Here is a 19,499-nt window from a genome sequence, read left to right as displayed (position 1 = left end):
CTTCATCGTTCGACTTGCATGTGTTAAGCACGCCGCCAGCGTTCGTCCTGAGCCAGGATCAAACTCTCCAACAATGAACAGTTTAATCGAGGCAAATTAATGCTCTCAAAGGAACCTCATACGAGGTTTCAATACATAAGCTCTACTGGCTTAGTTCACTAGCACACTGTTGAGTTCTCAAGCAACACACTCTGGAATCACCCGCCTTATCGGCGGGCTCAACCTCGGCGATTGTTTCAAGCCTTTGTTGTTCCGAGGCTATCACCTCGGTTCAGGACCACCCACTCTACCACCTTCGTGGGAGCTTGGTTCGTGGCCCCGGCGGCCGCCCGGTTTCCCTGGCGACTTGGAGAACTTTACATGCCCCGGAACGGCCTCGCACAGGGGGGTCCCCTTTTCCCGCGCCGAGCCGCTGACCTGCGTCGATCTACCGCTGGGGCTCCCCGTGGGTCGCGACGACGGTCAGCGCCACCAGGGCGGCCGCGAGCACGGCGGTGACGTGGATCGGCGCCGGCATGAACGACGCCGCGACGACGAGCACCGCCGTCACCGGGAAGCCGATGGCGATCGGGCGGCATTCGTTGGTCGGGCCGATGTGCAGCAGCCAGACGCTCAGCAGGAAGATCGCGACCGGGACCGTCGTGGCCATCGCCGCGGCGATCGGGCCGACGTCGTGCAGTGTGTGGGTGTCGTACCCGACCGCCACCTCGAGCCCGGCCCCGACCGCCGCGGCCGACGCGAAGATCAGGTAGTGGCCGTACCCCCAGCTCATCGTCGTGAACAGGGTCGGACGGCGGGTCAGCCGCGCGTGGCCCGGCTGGTCGAAGTACAGCCACCACATCGCGAACACCAGCACGAGGGCCGCCGCGGCGAGCGAGATCAGCGTGCCGATGTGCCCCGGCTCGGCGGTGCCCTCCTTGATGGCGTTCGTCGCGCTGAGGATCACCTCGCCGAGCACGATCAGGGTGAACAGGCCGTACCGCTCGGCGATGTGGTGCGGGTGCCACGTGGTGCCGGAGCGGTGCTCCGCCCACAACGGGACGGCGAGCTCGAGCACGAGGAGCACGAAGAAGGCGACGACGGCCGGCGTGCCCGACAGCCACAGCCGGGCGATCCACAGCGCCTGGACGACCGTGATCCCGGTGGCGTACCGCAGCGCGGCCGGCCGGCACTCCGGCTCCGACCGGGCGGCGCGCAGCCACTGGACCACCATCGCCAGCCGCATCAGCACGTAGCCGGCGACCATCACCCGGAAGTCGCCCTCGAACGCGGTCTCCACCCCGGCCGCGACGGTCAGGCCACCGGCGATCTGCACCAGCGTCGCCAGGCGGTACGGGACGTCGTCGGTGTCGAACGCCGACGCGAACCAGCTGAAGTTCAGCCAGCCCCACCAGATCGCGAAGAAGACCAGGCCGAAGGAGAACACGCCGTGGCCGATGTGGCCCTCGGCGAGCGCGTGGTGCAGTTCCGCGGCCGCCTGGCCGACGGCGACCACGAAACACAGGTCGAACAACAGCTCCAGCGGCGTCGCGACGCGGTGGTTCTCACTCCGGTCGCGGGCCCGCATCGGCCGGTACCACACGCGGATCCGGCTCCCCGGCCGCGACGGCTGCAACGGCTGCTCGGTCATCGGGACTCCCCGCGTCTGCCTCGGACGGACCCGACCATCCCAGCATGATCAGCAGCGGAGACGCGAGCACGACACGGGCGAAAAGGACGAGCGGGCCCGGTTCCCCCTCACCCGGGCCCGCCCGCCGCCGTCACGCGCGCTTGCCGGCCGGCCGATGGGCAGCCCTTCCGCGAAGTGCCGGACGGTCCCCCGCGGACGCCGACACTCACTGGACGGAAGGTGACCGAGTGTGCCCATTCCCTCGTACTCCGGACGCTTCGGTCGCTCAAGCCGGTCACCCCATCCCCGGGTGGCCGACCGATTGCCACTGTCGGTAGCCGAAGCCGCGCAGTGAAGGCTCCATAAGATCTACCCGGTCGCTCTGCGTAGCACCAGAGCCTTCCCGTTCGCGTCACTCGTTTGGAGCATCGCGAATCTGCGGAAAGTAGTGTCTCAGCCCCGCTGGACGTCCGCGGCGGACGTCTCGGCCGTCCGGGTGTCCCGCTCGTGCTCGGAAAGTTGCGCACGGTGGCGGCGGGCGCGTAGTTCGGCCACCGCGAGGACCAGCGCGCCACACGTCAGGAAGGCCGCGCAGCAGAGCGCGACGGTGAGCGCCAGCTGCTGGTCTCGCGACGAAACGAGGACCGTGCCGAACACCGACGCCAGCACGGCCGTGCCGATCGCCGTGCCGATCCGCTGCCCGGTCTGCAGCGCGCCACCCGCGACGCCGGCCATCCGGACCGGCACGCACTCCAGGGTCAGCGTCGTGTTCGGCGAGATCACCATGCCGCCGCCGATCCCCGCCACCACCAGCGGGACCACGAACGCCCACCCCGCGGCCGACGCCGGCACCAGCTGGGCGAGCAGCGCGACGGCCAGCAAGCCGACGGCGACCAGCGACAACCCGGTGACGGTGAGGCGGCGGCCGAAGCGCGGCACCAGACGCCCGGCGACGGCCGCGGCCACCGCCGAGCCGAGCGCGAACGGCGTCACCGACAGCCCGGACTGCAAGGGCGTGTAGCCGAGCCCCTGCTGGAAGAACATCGCGAAGACCAGCCAGATCCCGGCGAACCCGCAGAAGTAGAGCGCGCCCACCGCGGCTCCCGTGGCGTACCCCGGGGTGCCGGTGAACAGCCGGGTGTCCAGCAGCGGCGACCGGCCGTGGCGCACCAGCCGGTGCTCCCACCGGACGAACACGGCCCCGAAGACGACCGCGATCGGGAACAGCCACCACATCCGCGCGATGCCGCCCTGGTCGGCGTCGACCACCGGGAGCAGCACGCCGAGCACCGCCACCGCGAGCAGCAGGATCCCGACGAAGTCGATCTCGGTCCGCAGCCGGATCTCCCGTTTCCCGCTGCGCGGCAGCAGCCGCAGCGCCAGGACGAACGCGAGCACGCCGATCGGCACGTTGACGTAGAACACCCAGCGCCAGCCGTCCGGATCGCCGAAGACGGCGAGGATCACGCCGCCGAGGATCGGCCCCACCGCCGTCGAGATGCCGACGACGGCCCCGAACATGCCGAACGCCCGCCCGCGCTCGGGCCCGCGGAACAGGTCCTGGATCAGGCCGGTGTTCTGCGGGGTGAGCATGCCGGCCGCCACCCCCTGGGCGAGCCGGGCGACGACCAGCGTCGTTTCGTTGGGCGCCGCGCCGGCCAGCGCACTGGTGACGACGAACGCGGCGAGGGCACCGAGGAACATCTTCCGGCGGCCGAACGCGTCGCCGAGGCGGCCGCCGGTCACCAGGACCAGGCCGAACGCGAGCGCGTACCCCGAGACGACCCAGCGGATCCCGCCGCTGCCCGCGCCGAGGTCGCGCTGGATCGACGGCAGCGCGACGTTGACGATGCTGACGTCGAGCAGGCCCATGAACCCGGCCGTCAGGGAGACGGCGAGCGCTTTCCAGCGGCGGGGGTCTGGCTCGTACGAAGTCATCCCGTCCAGCAAACACGAAGGGCCGGGTCCGCGCGCGTTGTGCACGCCGACCCGGCCCGTTCGCCGAAAGCCGCTACGTCGAAGCGGTGATCCCGCGGATGCCCTTCAGCTCGCCGATCAGCATCGAACTGACCTTCACCGGGTAGTCGTGCAGGGCGAACACCGTCTGGCTCCGGCCCACCAGCTTGAGGTGGACCATCGTTTCGCCCTTGTGCGCGAGCAGCGTGGACCGCAGCTCGCTGACCACCGACTGGTCGATCTTCTCGGCCGCGGCCAGCAGGACCAGCGGCGGCTCGTCGTCACCGTTGCCGGTGCCGACCTCGGACAGGTCCAGTGTCGCCAGGCCGCCGCCGAAGATGGACATCTTGTCTTCGCGCCAGTTCACCCGGCCCTTGACCAGCACCGCGTTGTCCTCGATCAGCTCGCCCGCGAACAGCGCGTACGACTTCGGGAAGAACAGCACCTCGAGCGAGGCGTCCATGTCCTCGACCGTGCAGATCGCCCAGGGCTCGCCCTTCTTGTTGACCCGCCGCTCGAGCGACGTGATCAGCCCGGAGATGACGAGCTCGCCCTCCTTGGGCGGGTCGGCGAGGATGCCGGCGATCGGTTTCGGGGCGTGCTTGCGCAGGATCCGCTCGGCGCCGTCCAGCGGGTGGGCCGAGACGTACAGGCCGAGCATCTCGCGTTCGTAGGCGAGCAGCTGCTTGCGCGGGTACTCCTCTTCCCCGAACTTGAGGTGCGCGAGCGGCGATGAAGACGGCGCTGCCTCCTCCCCGTCTTCCCCGCCGAAGCCGAACAGGTCGAACTGACCCATCGCCTCCTGGCGCTTGAGCGGGACGACGGCTTCGACCGCGTCTTCGTGGACCTGGATCATCGAAAGCCGCGTGTGCCCGAGCGAGTCGAACCCGCCCGCCTTGATCAGCGACTCGATGACCCGCTTGTTGCAGGCCACGAGCTCGGACTTGTCGAGGAAGTCGGTGAAGGAGGAGTACTTGCCCTTCTCCGCGCGGGTCTTGATGATCGACTCGACGACGTTCGCGCCGACGTTGCGGACCGCGCCCATGCCGAAGCGGATGTCCTCCCCGACGGCCGCGAACCGCAGGGCGGATTCGTTGACGTCCGGCGGGAGCACCTTGATGCCGAGGCGGCGGCACTCGGACAGGTAGACCGCCGACTTGTCCTTGTTGTCACCGACCGAGGTGAGCAGCGCGGCCATGTACTCCGGCGTGAAGTTCGCCTTGAGGTACGCGGTCCAGTAGGAGACCAGGCCGTACGCGGCCGCGTGGCTCTTGTTGAACGCGTACCCGGCGAACGGGAGGATCGTGTCCCAGAGCGCCTTGACGGCCTCGGCGGAAAAGCCGCCCGGCACCAGGTCACTGGCTTTCATCCCGGCTTCGAAGCCCTCGTACTCGAGGTCGAGGACTTCCTTCTTCTTCTTGCCCATCGCGCGGCGGAGCACGTCCGCGCGCCCCATCGTGTACCCGGCCACCTTCTGGCCGATGTGCATGATCTGCTCTTGGTAGACGATCAGGCCGTAGGTGTCGGCCAGGATCTCCCGCAGCGGCTCGTCGAGCTCCGGGTGGATCGGCTTGACCTTCTGCCGGTTGTTCTTCCGGTCGGCGTAGTCGTTGTGCGCGTTCATGCCCATCGGGCCGGGGCGGTAGAGCGCGCCGACCGCGACGATGTCGTCGAACACCGTGGGCTCCATGCGGCGCAGCAGGTCACGCATGGGCCCGCCGTCCAGCTGGAACACGCCGAGCGTGTCGCCGCGGGCGAGCAGCTTGTAGGTCTCCGGGTCCTCGACGCCCAGGGTGTCGAGGTCGATGTCGATCCCGCGGTTGGTCTTGATGTTGTCGATCGCGTCACCGATGACCGTCAGGTTCCGCAGGCCCAGGAAGTCCATCTTCAGCAGGCCGATGGCCTCGCACGACGGGTAGTCCCAGCCGGTGATGATCGAGCCGTCGTCACGCTGCCAGAGCGGGATCGCGTCGGTCAGCGGGTCGCACGACATGATGACCGCGCAGGCGTGCACACCCGCGTTGCGGATCAGGCCCTCGAGACCGCGGGCGGTCTCGAAGATCGTCTTGCACTCTTCGTCGGTCTCGACCAAGGCGCGGACCTCGGCGGCCTCGCCGTAGCGCTCGTGCTTGGCGTCGACGATGCCCGAGAGCGGGATGTCCTTCGCCATGATCGGCGGCGGCAGCGCCTTGGAGATCTTGTCGGCGATCGCGTAACCGGGCTGGCCGAAGTGGACCCGCGCGGAGTCCTTGATCGCCGCCTTGGTCTTGATCGTGCCGAAGGTGATGACCTGGGCGACCTTGTCCGAGCCGTACTTGTCGGTCGCGTACCGGATCATCTCGCCGCGACGGCGGTCGTCGAAGTCGATGTCGATGTCGGGCATCGAGACGCGCTCGGGGTTCAAGAACCGCTCGAACAGCAGCTTCTGCGGGATCGGGTCCAGGTTGGTGATACCGAGCACGTACGCGACCAGCGAGCCGGCGGCGGAACCACGGCCGGGGCCGACGCGGATGCCGACGCGGCGGGCGTAGCTGATGAGGTCGGCGACGATCAGGAAGTAGGCCGGGAAGCCCTTCCCGATGATGACGTCGAGCTCCTTCTCGATCCGCTCGTCGTAGCCCTCGGGCGGGCCCTCCGGGAAGCGCCACTTCAGGCCCTTCGCGACCTCTTCGCGCAGCCAGCTGCCCTGGTCGTAGCCCTCCGGCACCTCGAAGAACGGCAGCCGGTCCTTGTGCGCGTAGACGTCTTCGTAGGACTCGACGCGCTCGGCGATCAGCAACGTGTTGTCCGAGGCGCCGGGTACTTCCTTGTCCCAGTACTCGCGCATGTCGGCGGCGGACTTGAGGTAGTAGCCGTCACCGTCGAACTTGAACCGGGTCGGGTCGTTGAGGGTCTTGCCGGCCTGCACGCACAGCAGCGCCGAGTGGGTGTCGGCCTGGTCCTTGGTGACGTAGTGCGAGTCGTTCGTCGCGATCGGCTTGAGGTCGAGCAGCCGGCCGACCTCCAGCAGGCCCTCGCGGACCGACCGCTCGATCGGCAGGCCGTGGTCCATCAGCTCGAGGAAGAAGTTGTCGGCGCCGAAGATGTCCTTGTAGTCGGACGCGGCCTGGATCGCCGCTTCCTTCTGGCCCAGCCGCAGCCGGGTCTGCACCTCGCCGGACGGGCAGCCGGTGGTCGCGATGATCCCGGCGTGGTTCTCCGCGATGAGCTCGCGGTCCATCCGGGGCTTGCGGTAGTAGCCCTGCATGCTGGCCAGCGAGGACAGCTTGAACAGGTTCCGCAGGCCGGTGGCGTTCTGCGCGAGCATCGTCATGTGGGTGTAGGCACCGGCGCCCGAGACGTCGCCGCCCTCACCCAGCTCGTCGGAGCCGCGCTGGTTCGACTGGCCCCAGAAGACCGGCTTCTTGTGGAAGCGCGACTCCGGCGCGACGTAGGCCTCGATCCCGATGATCGGCTTGAGGCCGTGTTTCTTCGCCTGCTGGTAGAACTCGTCGCCGCCGTACATGTTGCCGTGGTCGGTCATGCCGACCGCGGGCATGCCGAGGCGCGCCGCTTCCGCGAAGAGGGGAGCGATCTTCGCCGCACCGTCGAGCATCGAGTACTCGGTGTGGACGTGCAGGTGGACGAAGGAATCGTTCGACACCAGCGAAAACCTCCCCTGTGTTGATCGGGCGGGCGCGCCCGGGTCCCCCAGCCTATCCCGCACTCGCCGGGCTCGATTGTGCGCCTCGGGAGGGCGCTCCGGGCGGTACGACGCGCCACCGTTTCGGGCGGTGGTGATCACGGCACGCGGTGCTGCCGGGCGGGGCCGGTGCCGCCGGTGAAGTGAGCCGGTGAAGTGAGCCACAGCGGCCTGGGCTCGCGTTGACACCGCCACCCGCGGCACCGAGCATCAGCCGGATGAACCTGTCCGACAGCCAGACAGCCGGACAAGGCGGTCCCCGGCGGGTGAGCGCCATGGAGGCGGTGCTGGCCCACCTGCGGCGGCTGATCGAAGACGGTGAGTACGCCGTGGGGGTCAAGCTGCCCTCCGAAGCCGCCCTGAGCAGGGAGTTCGAGGTCAGCCGGTCGGTCGTCCGGGAGGCCCTGCGCGGGCTGCAGGCCCTCGGCATGACCGAGTCCAAGACGGGCAAGGGCACCTTCGTCACCGCCACCGGGCCCGCCGAGCACCCGACGTTCGGGCCCTACTCCGCCCGGGACCTGATCGAGGTGCGCCGGCACGTCGAGATCCCGGTCGCCGGCTACGCGGCCCTGCGCCGGAGCCAGGACGACCTCGACCTGCTCGCCCACCTCGTGGACCGGATGGACGCCGAGACCGACAACACCGCCTGGGTCGCGCTCGACTCGCTGTTCCACATCACCATCGCCCAGTCCTCGGGCAACCCCGTGTTCGGGAAGGTGATCGAGGAGATCCGCGACGCGCTGGCCCGCCAGTCCGCCTTCCTCAACCAGCTCGGCGGACGGCGGCGGCGCTCGAACGTCGAGCACCGGGCGATCGTCACGGCGATCACCGACGGCTCCGAGAGCGCCGCCGTCGCGGCCATGACCGCCCACCTGCAGCACGTCGAAGACACGCTCACCAGCATCGTGAACGGGGACCAGTGACCGAACAGACCCTCACCCCGGAAGCGACCGCCGACGCCGGCGACGCCGGGTACAACAAGGCCCTCAAGCCGCGGCACGTGAACATGATCGCGATCGGCGGGGCCATCGGCACCGGCCTGTTCCTCGGTGCCGGCGGGCGGCTCGCCCAGGCCGGGCCGGCCCTGGCGATCGTCTACGCCGTCTGCGGGCTCTTCGCGTTCTTCGTGGTCCGCGCGCTCGGCGAGCTCATCCTGTACCGGCCTTCGAGCGGCGCGTTCGTCTCCTACGCGCGGGAGTTCATGGGCGAGAAGGGCGCGTACGTCGCGGGCTGGATGCACTTCCTGAACTGGTCGACCACCGGCATCGCCGACATCACGGCCATCGCGCTCTACGCGCACTTCTGGTCGTTCTTCACGCCTATCCCGCAGTGGGTGCTCGCGCTGATCGCGCTCGCCGTCGTGCTGACGCTGAACCTGGTCTCGGTGAAGCTGTTCGGCGAGATGGAGTTCTGGTTCGCCATCGTCAAGGTCGCCGCGCTCGTGCTGTTCATGGTGATCGGGATCGTGCTGCTGGCCACGCGGACGCCGATCGACGGCGTCGCGGGCGGGCCGCAGCTGATCACCGGGCACGGCGGGATCTTCCCGGCCGGGCTGCTGCCGATGGTCATGATCGTGCAGGGCGTGGTGTTCGCCTACGCCTCGGTCGAGCTGGTCGGGGTCGCCGCGGGCGAGACCGAGAACCCGGAGAAGATCATGCCGAAGGCGATCAACTCCATCATGTGGCGCATCGCCGTGTTCTACGTCGGCTCGGTCGTGCTGCTGGCGATGCTCCTGCCGTGGAGCTCCTACACGAAGGACCAGAGCCCGTTCGTCACCGTGCTGTCGCACCTGGGCGTGCCGGCCGCGGACAGCGTGATGAACCTGGTCGTGCTCACCGCGGCGCTGTCGAGCCTCAACTCGGGGCTGTACTCGACCGGCCGGATCCTGCGGTCGATGGCCACGGCGGGCTCAGCGCCGAAGTTCACCGGCGTGATGAACCGCAACCAGGTGCCCTACGGCGGGATCCTGTTGACGGCGTCGGTCTGCGTGCTCGGGGTCGGGCTGAACTACCTGGTGCCGAAGGATGCCTTCGACATCGTGCTGAACTTCGCCGCGATCGGCATCCTCGCCACCTGGGCCATCATCGTGCTCTGCCACCTGCTGTTCGTCCGCAAGACGAAGCGGGACGGGCTCGAGCGGCCCTCGTTCCGGCTGCCGTTCTCGCCGTACACCGAGATCGCGACGCTGGTGTTCCTCGCGGCCGTCGTGGTGCTGATGGGCTTCGACGAGACCGGCCGGATCACGCTCATGGCGCTGCCGGTGATCGCCGCCGCGCTGGTCGCCGGCTGGTTCGCCGTGCGGAAGCGGATCGACATGCGCGCGTTCGACAAGGCGGGGCTGTGAACCACGAACTCCTGGTCGAGCTGGTGCGCGACGGCATGGTCGAGGGCGGGCACCACGGCTCGGTGATCGTGCTCGCCCCGGACGGGACGACGCTGTTCGGCGCGGGTGCTCCGGACGCCCCGATGTACCCGCGGTCGACGGCGAAACCCCTGCAGGCCACGGCGATGGCGCGCCTCGGGCTGCGGCTGCCGCCCGCCGGGTTCGCCATCGCGGCGGCCAGCCACTCCGGCGAGCCGATGCACCTCGACGCGGCGTCGGCGGTGCTCGGCGAGCGGTCCCCCGACGCGCTGGGCAACCCGGCCGACTTCCCGTACGACCCGGTCGAACGCGACCACTGGGTCGCGGCCGGGCGGGCCCCGAGCCGGCTCGCGCACAACTGCTCCGGCAAGCACGCGGCGATGCTGGCGGCCTGCGAGCTGAACGGCTGGGCCGCCGACGGCTACCTCGACCCGGCCCACCCGCTGCAGCGCGCGATCGCCGCCACCGTCGAGGACCTGACCGGCCGCGCGATCGAGCGGGTCGCCGTCGACGGCTGCGGCGCGCCGCTGTTCGCCACCACGCTGCGCGGCCTCGCCACCGCCGTGTCGAAGATCGCCACGGCCGCGCCGGAAACACCCGAAGGCCTGGTCGCCGACGGGATCCGGCGGCACCCCGAGCTGGTCGGCGGCCGCCGCCGCGACGTCACCGCCGTCATGCGCGCGGTGCCGGGACTGATCGCGAAGGACGGCTTCGAGGCCGTCCAGGTCGCCGCCCTGCCCGACGGCACGGCGCTCGCGGCCAAGATCGCCGACGGCGGCGACCGGGCGCGGCAGCCGGTGCTCGCCGCGGCGCTGAAGCTGTGCGGGGTGACGGTGCCGTCCGGGCCGGAAAACCTGCGGGTCACCGGGAAACTGGGCGAGGCGCTCAGCGTGGGCAGCCGCTGACGTTCGCGCTCCGGTTGCCACGGGCGCGACCTGGGGTACCGTCGAATCCGGAAGGTGTGACTCCGCTTCGGAAGGCAGGCGCCCGTGCTGGACCGATTTGTCGACAGGATGCTCGGCCTCCCCCGCGCCGAAGGGCCGAAGCCGGTCATCACGCGCGACCTGCCGGTGCCGATGCCCGACGGCGTCACGCTGCTCGCGGACCGGTACGCCCCGGCCGGCGACACGCCGGCGCCGGTGGTGCTGATCCGCACGCCGTACGGGCGCAAGGGCCTGCTCTCGAAGCTCTTCGGGGACACGTTCGCCCGGCACGGCCTGCAGACGGTCATCCAGAGCACCCGCGGCTCGTTCGGCTCCGGCGGCGAGTTCCGGCCGTTCCACCTCGAGCGCGAGGACGGCATCGCCACCGCCGAGTGGCTGCGCGCGCAGCCGTGGTGCGACGGCAAGCTCGGCATGGCGGGTGCCAGCTACCTCGGGCACACGCAGTGGGCGATCGGGCCCTACCTCGACCCGCCCCTCGAAGCGATGTGCCTCGGCGTCACGGCGTCCGAGTTCATCTCGACGTTCTACCCGGGTGGCGTGCTCGCCGCGGACAACATGGTGTCGTGGTCGGCGATGATCGGCCGCCAGGAAGAACGCTTCGCCGCGCTGCCGAACCCGCTGCAGAAACGCAAGACCCGGAAGGCGATGTCGTTCCTGCCGCTGAGCCGCGCCGACGTCGCCGCGATCGGTAAGCCGGTGCAGTTCCTGCAGGACGTCACCGAGCACTTCGTGCCGGACGACACCTACTGGGCCATGTCCGACCACAGCGCCGACGTCGAGAAGCTCGACGTCCCGGTGTCGATGGTCACCGGCTGGTACGACCTGTTCGTCGGCTCGCAGCTGAAGGACTTCCGGCGGCTCGCCGAGGCGGGCAAGAAGCCGCGCCTCACGATCGGCCCGTGGGCCCACGGCGAACCGGCGAGCATGCGCCCGATGATCCAGGACCAGCTCGGGTTCCTGCGCGCCCACCTGCTCGGCGACCGCACGTACCTGCAGCGCGCCCCGGTGCGGGTCTTCCTGCAGGGCGCGGGCACCTGGCTGGACTTCGAGCAGTGGCCGCCACCGTCGACCGCGACGGCGGCACACCTGCGGCCGATCGGCGGGCTCGGCGAGGCCGTCGGCGACGAGGCGCGGCCGACGACGTTCACCTACGACCCGGCGGACCCGACCCCGGCGGTCGGCGGGCCGCTGCTGACCGGTGACTGGAAGCAGAAGGACAACCAGGAGGTCGAGGCCCGGCCGGACGTGCTGGTCTTCACCGGCGAGCCGCTGGCGTCGGACCTCGACGTCATCGGCGAAGTCGCCGCGACCGTGCACGTGCGCACCGAAATCGGGCACGCCGACGTCTACGTCCGGCTCTGCGACGTCGACGCGGGCGGCGTCTCCCGCAACGTCACCGACGGGATCCTGCGGCTGCGGCCGGGCTTCCCCCAGGCGGACACCGGCGGCGTGGTGACGGCGGAGGTCACGCTCGACCCGACGGCCTACCGCTTCCGCCGCGGCCACCGGCTGCGCGTCCAGGTCGCGGGCGGCGCGTTCCCCCGCTTCGCCCGCAACCACGGCACGGGCGAGCCGGTCACCGCGGCGGTCGACGGCAAGCCGAACCGCTTCGAGATCTTCCACGACGCGGCCCGGCCGTCCCGGATCACGCTGCCGGTCTTCACCGGCTAGGAGACAGCCGCTAGGAGACGAACGGGACCGCCCGGTGGTGGGTGGTCACCCGGCCGTCGTCGTGCAGGACGTGCAGCAGCAGCGACGGCGGCCGGTCGTACTCCAGCGGCCCGCCCTCGTCCCAGCCGCGGCCGGCGCCCGGCTCGACCGGCAGCAGGGACGTCGACACCACACCGGGCGCGATCCGCAGCGGCACGCCGGCGAACGTCGTCGACGCGCCGGTGTGGACGTGGCCGGCGAGCAGGGCCACCACGCGCGGGTGGCGGCCGAGCACCGCCGCCAGCCGCTCCTCCCCCGACTGCCGGATCCCGTCCACCAGCGGGACGCCGACCTCGACCGGCGGGTGGTGGAAGACGACGAACGCCGGGCCGTCACCGCCGGACAGGACGCCGTCCAGCCACTCCAGGGTCTCGTCGGCGAGGTAACCCGCGCCGCGGCCGGGGATCGTCGAGTCGCACAGCGCGAACAGCACGCCGCCGACCTCGCGGGCGAGGTCGATCGGGCCGTCGGACGCGGCCAGGTCGAGCAGGCCCTTCCGGAATTCCGCACGGACGTCGTGGTTTCCCGGGCAGACCAGCACCGGCGCCGGGTGCTTGAGCAGTTCGGCGGCGCGCGCGTACTCCGTCGCGGCGCCGTGGTCGGCGATGTCGCCGGTGACGACGACCGCGTCGACCGCGAGCTCGTCCAGGTACGCCATCACGGCCGCGACGCGCTCTTCCGCGCGCGGCCCGTCGTCGAGGTGCAGGTCACTCAGGTGCGCGATGATCATCTTTCGTCCTTCCCCAGGTACGCCAGTGCTTTCACCCAGTTGCGGACGAGCACCGCGGACGCGGCCGGCAGGTCGCCCTCGCGCAGCGCCGCGGCGATCCGGCGGTGCTCGCCGATGCTCTCCCCGGCGCGGCCCGCGCCGCCGAAGTAGCACGATTCGTACCGCTTGAGCAGCGGCTTGGTCTGCTCGATCAACCGCAGCAGGTGCGGGTTCGGGCAGCGGGACAGCAGCAGCGCGTGCCACCGGTCGTCCACTTCGGACAGCTCTTCGCCGCGCTCCAGCGCCGCGGCCATCTCGTCGGCGACGACGTCGAGCGCGTCGGGCAGCCCGGCCAGCTCCAGCGGCGACGTCCAGCGCAGCGCGAGCGCCTCGAGCTCGGCGACCAGCGGGTAGAGCCGGCGGGCCTCGTCCGGGTCGAACGGCGGCACGAGGAACCCGCGGCCCGGCTCGGCCATGAGCAGGCCGCGGCCGGCGAGCCCGATCAGGGCCTCCCGCAGCGGCGTCCGGCTGACGCCCAGCTCGCGGGCCAGGTGCACCTCGTTGACGCGGGCGCCGGCGGCGAGCCGCCCGTCGAGCACCCGGGTGGTGATCTCCTCGATGAGGTCACTGCGCAGCGGAGTCCGGCCCATGCGGGCAGTATTGCATGCAATCCGGTCGTACTGTATTCAGTTTGCATGACCTTTGACGGCTTCGATGTCGACCGCGCCCGCCGTGAGACCCCCGGCTGCAAGGAAGTGGTCCACTTCAACAACGCGGGATCCGCGCTGCCCCCGGCCGTCGTGACGGACACGGTGGTGGACTACCTGCGCCACGAAGCGCTGGTCGGCGGGTACGAGGCCGCCGCCGAAGCCCAGGACCGGCTGGCCGCGGTGTACGCGTCGGCGGCGAGGCTGGTCGGCGGCGAGGCCGACGACATCGCGATCACCGACAACGCGACGCGGTCCTGGCAGGCGATCTTCTACGCGCTGCCGTTCACCGCGGGCGACCGGATCCTGACCTCGCGCGCGGAGTACGCGAGCAACGCGATCGCGTACCTGCAGGTCGCCAAGCGCACCGGCGCGGTCGTCGAGGTGGTCGGCGACGACGAGTCCGGCCAGCTGGACGTCGAGGACCTCCGCCGCCGCGTCGACGCCGACGTCAAACTGATCGCCGTCAGCCACGTGCCCACCCAGGGCGGGCTGGTCAACCCGGCCGAGGAGATCGGCGCGGTCGCCGAGGCGGCCGGGATCCCGTTCCTGCTCGACGCGTGCCAGTCCGCCGGCCAGGTCGACCTCGACGTCCGGCGCCTGAAGTGCGACGCGCTGTCGGTGACCGGCCGCAAGTACCTGCGCGGCCCGCGCGGCACCGGTTTCCTCTACGCGCACCCGCGCCTGCGGGAGCGGCTGGAGCCCGCGATGCTCGACCTGCACTCGGCGGTCTGGACGTCGCCGGCCGAGTACGTCGTCGACCCGACCGCCAAGCGCTTCGAGGTGTGGGAACGGGACTTCGCCGCGGTGGTCGGCCTCGGCGCGGCGATCGACTACGCGCTCGGGTGGGGCATGCCGGCCATCGAAACCCGCGTCGCCTCGCTGGCGGACACTCTGCGCACCCGGCTGACCGGCATCGGCGCCCGCGTGCACGACGTCGGTGTGAAGAAGTGCGGCATCGTCACCTTCAGCGTCGAGGGCACCCCGGCCGCGGACGTCAAGGCACGGCTGGCCGAAGCGCGGATCAACGTGTCGGTGTCGTCGCGCACGTCGGCGCAGTTCGACTTCACCGCGCGCGACCTGCCGGACCTGGTCCGGTCGTCGGTGCACTACTACAACACCGAGGACGAGATCGACCTGCTGGTGAAGGCGGTCGAAAAGCTCTAGAAGGCGTTCACACCGGTCAGTTCGGCCGACACGGTCCACAGCCGCTCGGCCAGCGCCGGGTCGATCGCGTAGTCCTTGACGCCCGTGCGGCCCCCGTCGGCCGGAGCGGGCTCGGCGATGTCGCAGTCTTCGAGGTAGACGCCGCCGAGGCCGTCCAGCTGCGGGGACGTCGCCGCCCAGACCTGCGTCGCCGCGCCCTCCTCGGGCGTCTTCGCACCGGCCCCGGTGGCCTGCCCGTTCTCGTCGACCATGCCCGCGTCGACCAGCTCCTGGCGGTCCAGGTGGCGCACCAGGTCGGTCAGGATCCGGCCCGGGTGCAGGGCGAACGCGCGCACGCCACGCTCCTGCGCGAGCTTGTCGAGCTGGACCGCGAAGAGGACGTTCGCCGTCTTCGCCTGGCCGTAGGCGAGCCACTTGTCGTAACCCTGCTCGAAGTTCAGGTCGTCGAAGCGGACCGGGCCGAAGTGGTGGCCGCGCGAGGACACCGACACGACGCGCGCGCCCGGGTTGACCGCCGGCCACAGCCGGTTCACCAGCGCGAAGTGGCCGAGGTGGTTGGTCGCGAACTGCGCCTCCCAGCCCGGGCCGACCCGCGTCTCCGGCGCCGCCATGATCCCGGCGCTGCCGATGAAGACGTCGATGCCGCGGCCGGAGGCGACGAACCGCTCGGCGAACGCGCGGACGCTGCCGAGGTCACCGAGATCCAGCTCGTCGAGCTCGACGTTCTCGAAGCCCCGCAACGCTTCTTCCGCCGTCGCGCGGCGGCGAGCCGGGACGACGACGTGCGCGCCCGCCCGCGTCAGCGCCCGTGTCGTCTCGAGGCCGATGCCGGAGTAGCCGCCGGTGACGATGGCGAGCTTGCCGGTCAGGTCGATGCCGGCGAGGACCTCGGACGCCGTGCTGGTGGCGCCGAAGCCCGAGCCGATCTTGTGCTGTGCAGTGGTCATACCCCGACGTTAAGAGCTGGAGTGAACTCCAGCGCAAGCCGGAGTGACCCAGGGATCAGCCCTTGAGCAGCTGCCGCGCGATCACGAGCTTCTGGATCTCGCTGGTGCCCTCGTAGATCCGGAACAGCCGCGCGTCGCGGTAGATCCGCTCGACCGTGACGCCCCGGACGTAGCCCATCCCGCCGTGCACCTGCACCGCGCGGTCGGCGACCCGGCCGAGCATCTCGGTGCAGAACAGCTTCGCCGACGACGGCCCGAGCTTGCGGTCCTCGCCCGAGTCGTACTTCGCGGCGGCTTCGTGCACCATCGCGCGCCCGGCCGCCAGCTCGGCGTGCGACTCCGCCAGCAACGCCTGCACCAGCTGGAATTCCCCGATCGGGTGACCGCCTTGACGGGCCGTGCGCGCGTAGTCGACGGCTTCGGCCAGCGCGCGTTCCGCCATCCCCACGCACAGCGCCGCGATGTGCAGCCGGCCGCGGGCGAGCGAGGCCATCGCGATGCCGAAGCCCTTTCCCGCTTCGCCGACCAGCGCGTCCGCCGACACCTCGACGTCGTCGAAGACCACTTCCGACGTCCACGCGCCGGCCTGGCCCATCTTGGCGTCGTGCGGGCCGACGGTGACGCCGGGCGCGCCCGCCGGTACGAGCAGGGCGGAGATGCCGCGGCTGCCCGCGCTGTCCGGTTCGGTGCGCGCGAACACGACGAAGACCTCGGCGAGCGGGGCGTTGGTGATGAACCGCTTGGTGCCCGAAAGCCGGTAGCGGTCGCCGTCGCGGACCGCGCGGCTGGTCAGCCCGCTGGGGTCGGAGCCGGCTTCGGCCTCGGTGAGCGCGAACGACGCGATCGCCTGGCCGGCGGCGAGCCGCGGCAGCCAGCGGGTGCGCTGGTCCGGCGTCCCGTAGTGCACGATCGCCTGGCCCGCGATGCCGTTGTTGGTGCCGAACAGCGACCGGAACGCCGGCGTCGTCCAGCCGAGCTCGATCGCCAGCCGGACGTCTTCGGCCATGCCGAGTCCGAGACCGCCGTAGTCCTCCGGCAGGGCCCAGCCGAACAGGCCCAGCTCGGCGGCCTTCTCCCGGATCCCGGCGGGGATTTCGTCGGTTTCGTCGATCTCCGCTTCGCGCGGGACGACCTCCTTGCGCACGAACTCCCGCACCGCCCCGAGCACCTGGCCGAAAACGTCCGCGTCCATGCGTCGCACCGTACCCGGTAGCGTGCGGTGCGTGAGCACCTTCTACGACGTCGCCGAAGCGCACCCGGACCGGCTCGCGGTGCTCGCCCCGGACGGGCGGTCCGCGACCTTCGGCGAGCTGGCCGCGCGGGCGAACCGGCTGACCCACTCGTTGCACCGGCTCGGCCTGCGCGAGGGCGACGGCGTCGTCGCGATCGTCCACAACGGACTCCCCTACTTCGAGCTGCTGTTCGCCACGCTCCAGGCCGGGATGTACTTCACGCCGGTCAACTACCGGTCCTCGGCCGGGGAAATCGCCTACGTGGTGGAAAACAGCGGCGCGCGCGTCGTCGTCGCGGACGCCGACATCGCGCGGGCCTGTCCCCCGTTGGGTTCCGTGGCCCGCTTCTCGGTCGGCGCGGCGGACGGCTGGGCGGACTACGCGTCCTGGGGCGAGGACGAATCGTCCGCGGCTCCGGAGCGGCGGACGGCCGGGCAGACGATGCTCTACACGTCCGGCACCACCGGCCGTCCCAAGGGTGTCCGCCGCGCGCTCAGCGGGAAACCGCCGTCCCTGCACGAAATCCACCGCGACCTGCTCGCGATGATGGACGTCCACGAGGGGCCGGGCGTGCACCTCGTGGCCTGCCCGCTCTACCACGCCGCGCCCGGCTCGTTCTCCGTCAACGCGATGCACCTCGGGCACTCCGCGGTGCTGATGGACAGGTTCGACGCCGAGGAGACGCTGCGGCTGGTCGAACGCCACCGGGTGACCAGCACCCACCTCGTGCCGACCATGTTCCACCGGATGCTGCGGCTGCCCGAGGACGTCCGCGCGCGGTACGACCTGTCGAGCCTGACCAGCGTGATCCACGGCGCCGCGCCGTGCCCGCCCGAGGTCAAGGAGCGGATGATCGGCTGGCTCGGCCCGGTGGTGCACGAGTACTACGGCGCGTCGGAGGGCCTGATCTGCGGCGTCACGGCCTCGGACTGGCTGGAGGCGCCGGGCACCGTCGGCCGGACGCTGACCGGGGTGCGGCTGAAGGTCGTCGGCGAGGACGGCGCCGAACTGCCGGACGGCGAGCCGGGCACGCTCTACTTCAGCTCGGCGCACACCGCGCTCGACTACCTCGGCGATCCGGAGAAGACCGCGGCCGCCCGCTCCGGTGAGTTCCTGACGGTGGGCGACTTCGGCTACCGAGACGCCGAAGGCCGCGTCTTCCTGCTCGACCGCCGGACCGACCTGATCCTCTCCGGCGGGGTCAACATCTACCCGGCCGAGATCGAAGGGCGGCTGCTCTCCCACCCGGACGTCGCCGACGCGGCCGTGATCGGCGAGCCGGACGACGAGTGGGGTCAGCGCGTGCTCGCCGTCGTCCAGCCGGTGCCCGGCGTCGTCGGCGACGACGCCCTGGCGGCGCGGCTGGCCGAGCACTGCCGGGCCGCGCTGGCCGGGTTCAAGACGCCCAAGCGGTTCGACTTCACCGAGCAGCTGCCGCGGACCGAAGCGGGCAAGATGCAGCGCCGCACCCTACGGAAGGACTGACTCCCGATGCGCAAGCCGATCGCCGTCACCACCGCCGTTCTCGCCGCTCTCCTGGTGCTGCCCGCCACCGCGTCCGCCACGCCGGGCAGCGGGGTCACCGGCACGATCCTCACGCAGAAGACGATCGGCCACACCGACTACACGCTCCGGGAGATCACCATCCAGCCCGGCGGCTACACCGGCTGGCACTTCCACGACGGCACGCTCTACGCGTACGTGAAGGCCGGGACGCTGACGCACAACAAGGCCGATTGCTCCCTCGACGGCCTCTACCGCACCGGGCGCGCGTTCACCGAGCAGCCCGATCAGGTGCACATCGGCCGCAACCTCGGGACGACACCGCTGGTCCTCGAAGTCCTGTACGTGCTCCCGGCGGGCAGCCCGCTCTCGGAGGACGCGCCGAACCCGGGCTGCGACTTCTAGCTCGTGAACCAGCCCGCCGCGTCGAGGCGGTAGGCCGCCGGACCGACGACGGCGCGCAGGTCCGTCTCGAGCGCGGCCATGCGTTCGGCGCCGACCGCGCGTGCCCAGTCGGCGCGCAGGTCGTCGAAGATCTCCGCCGACTTCGTGAGGGCGTCGACGCCGTGCGCGGTGAGCCGCACGATCTTGCGGCGCGCGTCGGCGGGGTCGTCGGCGCGCTCGGCGTACCCGAGCGCCTCGAGCCGGTCGACGGTCTTGCCGGCCGCCTGCTTGGAGACGCCGAGCCGGCGGCCGACCTCGGACGCCGTCGCGCCCTGGACGCCGATGGCCTGCATGGCGAACCCGTACGACGGGCGGACGTCCGGGTGCCCGCGGCGCGCGAGCTCGGCGTGCAGGCGGTCGATGAGCGTGCGGAACCCGCCGAAGAGCAGGAACGGCAGCTCGTAGCCGGGCGCGTCGGTCATGACCCCTTGCCAAATTCGACAACCAGGTTTACGGTTTCGACAACCACATTGTCGATGCTACGTCTGGAGACGTCTTGCTCCCCGATTTGTTCCCCGATCACACCC

General features: G+C 70.8%; 15 protein-coding genes and 1 rRNA gene. 7 read left to right on the top strand and 9 right to left on the bottom strand.

What is annotated here, in order from left to right:
* From ACGFMK_RS33515 to dnaE, 4 genes are all read right to left on the bottom strand, one after another.
* Positions 1–74: ribosomal RNA gene (locus ACGFMK_RS33515) — 16S ribosomal RNA — on the bottom strand; the annotation flags it as partial.
* Positions 75–427: 353 nt separating this feature from the next.
* Positions 428–1,630 carry a low temperature requirement protein A gene (locus ACGFMK_RS33510; protein WP_392771827.1) on the bottom strand — a complete coding sequence of 401 codons (1,203 nt, stop codon included), beginning with the start codon at positions 1,628–1,630 and terminating at the stop codon, positions 428–430.
* Positions 1,631–2,062: 432 nt separating this feature from the next.
* Complete coding sequence (locus ACGFMK_RS33505; protein WP_392771825.1) at positions 2,063–3,547, bottom strand: MFS transporter; 1,485 nt, start codon at positions 3,545–3,547, stop codon at positions 2,063–2,065.
* 73 nt (positions 3,548–3,620) lie between these two features.
* The gene (dnaE, locus tag ACGFMK_RS33500) at positions 3,621–7,208 is read right to left on the bottom strand and encodes a DNA polymerase III subunit alpha (protein WP_392771822.1); all 3,588 of its coding nucleotides are present in this window, start codon (positions 7,206–7,208) and stop codon (positions 3,621–3,623) included.
* A gap of 314 nt (positions 7,209–7,522) precedes the next feature.
* Here dnaE and ACGFMK_RS33495 point away from each other — a divergent pair, with 314 nt between their 5' ends.
* From ACGFMK_RS33495 to ACGFMK_RS33480, 4 genes are all read left to right on the top strand, one after another.
* Entirely contained in the window at positions 7,523–8,170 is a 648-nt protein-coding gene (locus tag ACGFMK_RS33495) for a FadR/GntR family transcriptional regulator (protein WP_392771840.1), read from the top strand.
* Positions 8,167–9,591: an amino acid permease gene (locus ACGFMK_RS33490; protein ID WP_392771819.1), complete on the top strand. Its 1,425-nt coding sequence runs from the start codon at positions 8,167–8,169 to the stop codon at positions 9,589–9,591. The genes ACGFMK_RS33495 and ACGFMK_RS33490 overlap by 4 nt, the downstream gene beginning before the upstream one ends.
* A complete protein-coding gene (locus ACGFMK_RS33485) occupies positions 9,588–10,514 on the top strand; it encodes an asparaginase (protein ID WP_392771816.1) in 927 nt (308 codons plus the stop codon). The genes ACGFMK_RS33490 and ACGFMK_RS33485 overlap by 4 nt, the downstream gene beginning before the upstream one ends.
* Before the next feature lie 84 nt (positions 10,515–10,598).
* Positions 10,599–12,224 (top strand): CocE/NonD family hydrolase, encoded by a 1,626-nt coding sequence (locus ACGFMK_RS33480; protein ID WP_392771813.1) that lies wholly within the window; start codon positions 10,599–10,601, stop codon positions 12,222–12,224.
* A gap of 10 nt (positions 12,225–12,234) precedes the next feature.
* Here ACGFMK_RS33480 and ACGFMK_RS33475 read toward each other — a convergent pair whose 3' ends face one another.
* A complete protein-coding gene (locus ACGFMK_RS33475; RefSeq protein WP_392771811.1) occupies positions 12,235–12,993 on the bottom strand; it encodes a metallophosphoesterase in 759 nt (252 codons plus the stop codon).
* Positions 12,990–13,622, bottom strand: a complete 633-nt coding sequence (locus ACGFMK_RS33470; protein ID WP_392771808.1) for a GntR family transcriptional regulator — start codon at positions 13,620–13,622, stop codon at positions 12,990–12,992. Before ACGFMK_RS33470 ends, ACGFMK_RS33475 begins: the two co-directional genes overlap by 4 nt.
* A gap of 45 nt (positions 13,623–13,667) precedes the next feature.
* On the opposite strand from ACGFMK_RS33470, the gene ACGFMK_RS33465 reads away from it, so the two are divergent.
* On the top strand, positions 13,668–14,846 hold the full coding sequence (locus ACGFMK_RS33465; RefSeq protein ID WP_392771807.1) for an aminotransferase class V-fold PLP-dependent enzyme: 1,179 nt from the start codon (positions 13,668–13,670) through the stop codon (positions 14,844–14,846).
* On the opposite strand, the gene ACGFMK_RS33460 is transcribed toward ACGFMK_RS33465, so the two are convergent.
* Positions 14,843–15,793 (bottom strand): SDR family NAD(P)-dependent oxidoreductase, encoded by a 951-nt coding sequence (locus tag ACGFMK_RS33460; protein WP_392771805.1) that lies wholly within the window; start codon positions 15,791–15,793, stop codon positions 14,843–14,845. The two genes, ACGFMK_RS33465 and ACGFMK_RS33460, sit on opposite strands and share 4 nt — an antisense overlap.
* Positions 15,794–15,848: 55 nt before the next feature.
* Positions 15,849–16,985, bottom strand: coding sequence for an acyl-CoA dehydrogenase family protein (locus ACGFMK_RS33455; RefSeq protein ID WP_392771802.1), 1,137 nt, complete (start codon positions 16,983–16,985; stop codon positions 15,849–15,851).
* Positions 16,986–17,016: 31 nt separating this feature from the next.
* On the opposite strand from ACGFMK_RS33455, the gene ACGFMK_RS33450 reads away from it, so the two are divergent.
* Entirely contained in the window at positions 17,017–18,510 is a 1,494-nt protein-coding gene (locus ACGFMK_RS33450) for an AMP-binding protein (RefSeq protein ID WP_392771799.1), read from the top strand.
* A gap of 6 nt (positions 18,511–18,516) precedes the next feature.
* Positions 18,517–18,933: a cupin domain-containing protein gene (locus ACGFMK_RS33445; RefSeq protein ID WP_323335721.1), complete on the top strand. Its 417-nt coding sequence runs from the start codon at positions 18,517–18,519 to the stop codon at positions 18,931–18,933.
* On the opposite strand, the gene ACGFMK_RS33440 is transcribed toward ACGFMK_RS33445, so the two are convergent.
* Positions 18,930–19,394 carry a MarR family winged helix-turn-helix transcriptional regulator gene (locus ACGFMK_RS33440; RefSeq protein ID WP_392771797.1) on the bottom strand — a complete coding sequence of 155 codons (465 nt, stop codon included), beginning with the start codon at positions 19,392–19,394 and terminating at the stop codon, positions 18,930–18,932. The genes ACGFMK_RS33445 and ACGFMK_RS33440 overlap by 4 nt on opposite strands.
* Positions 19,395–19,499: the final 105 nt, after the last annotated feature.

Source organism: Amycolatopsis sp. NPDC049252, from assembly GCF_043197175.1.
Classification (GTDB): Bacteria; Actinomycetota; Actinomycetes; order Mycobacteriales; family Pseudonocardiaceae; genus Amycolatopsis.
This window is presented reverse-complemented; position numbering and strand designations above follow the sequence as displayed.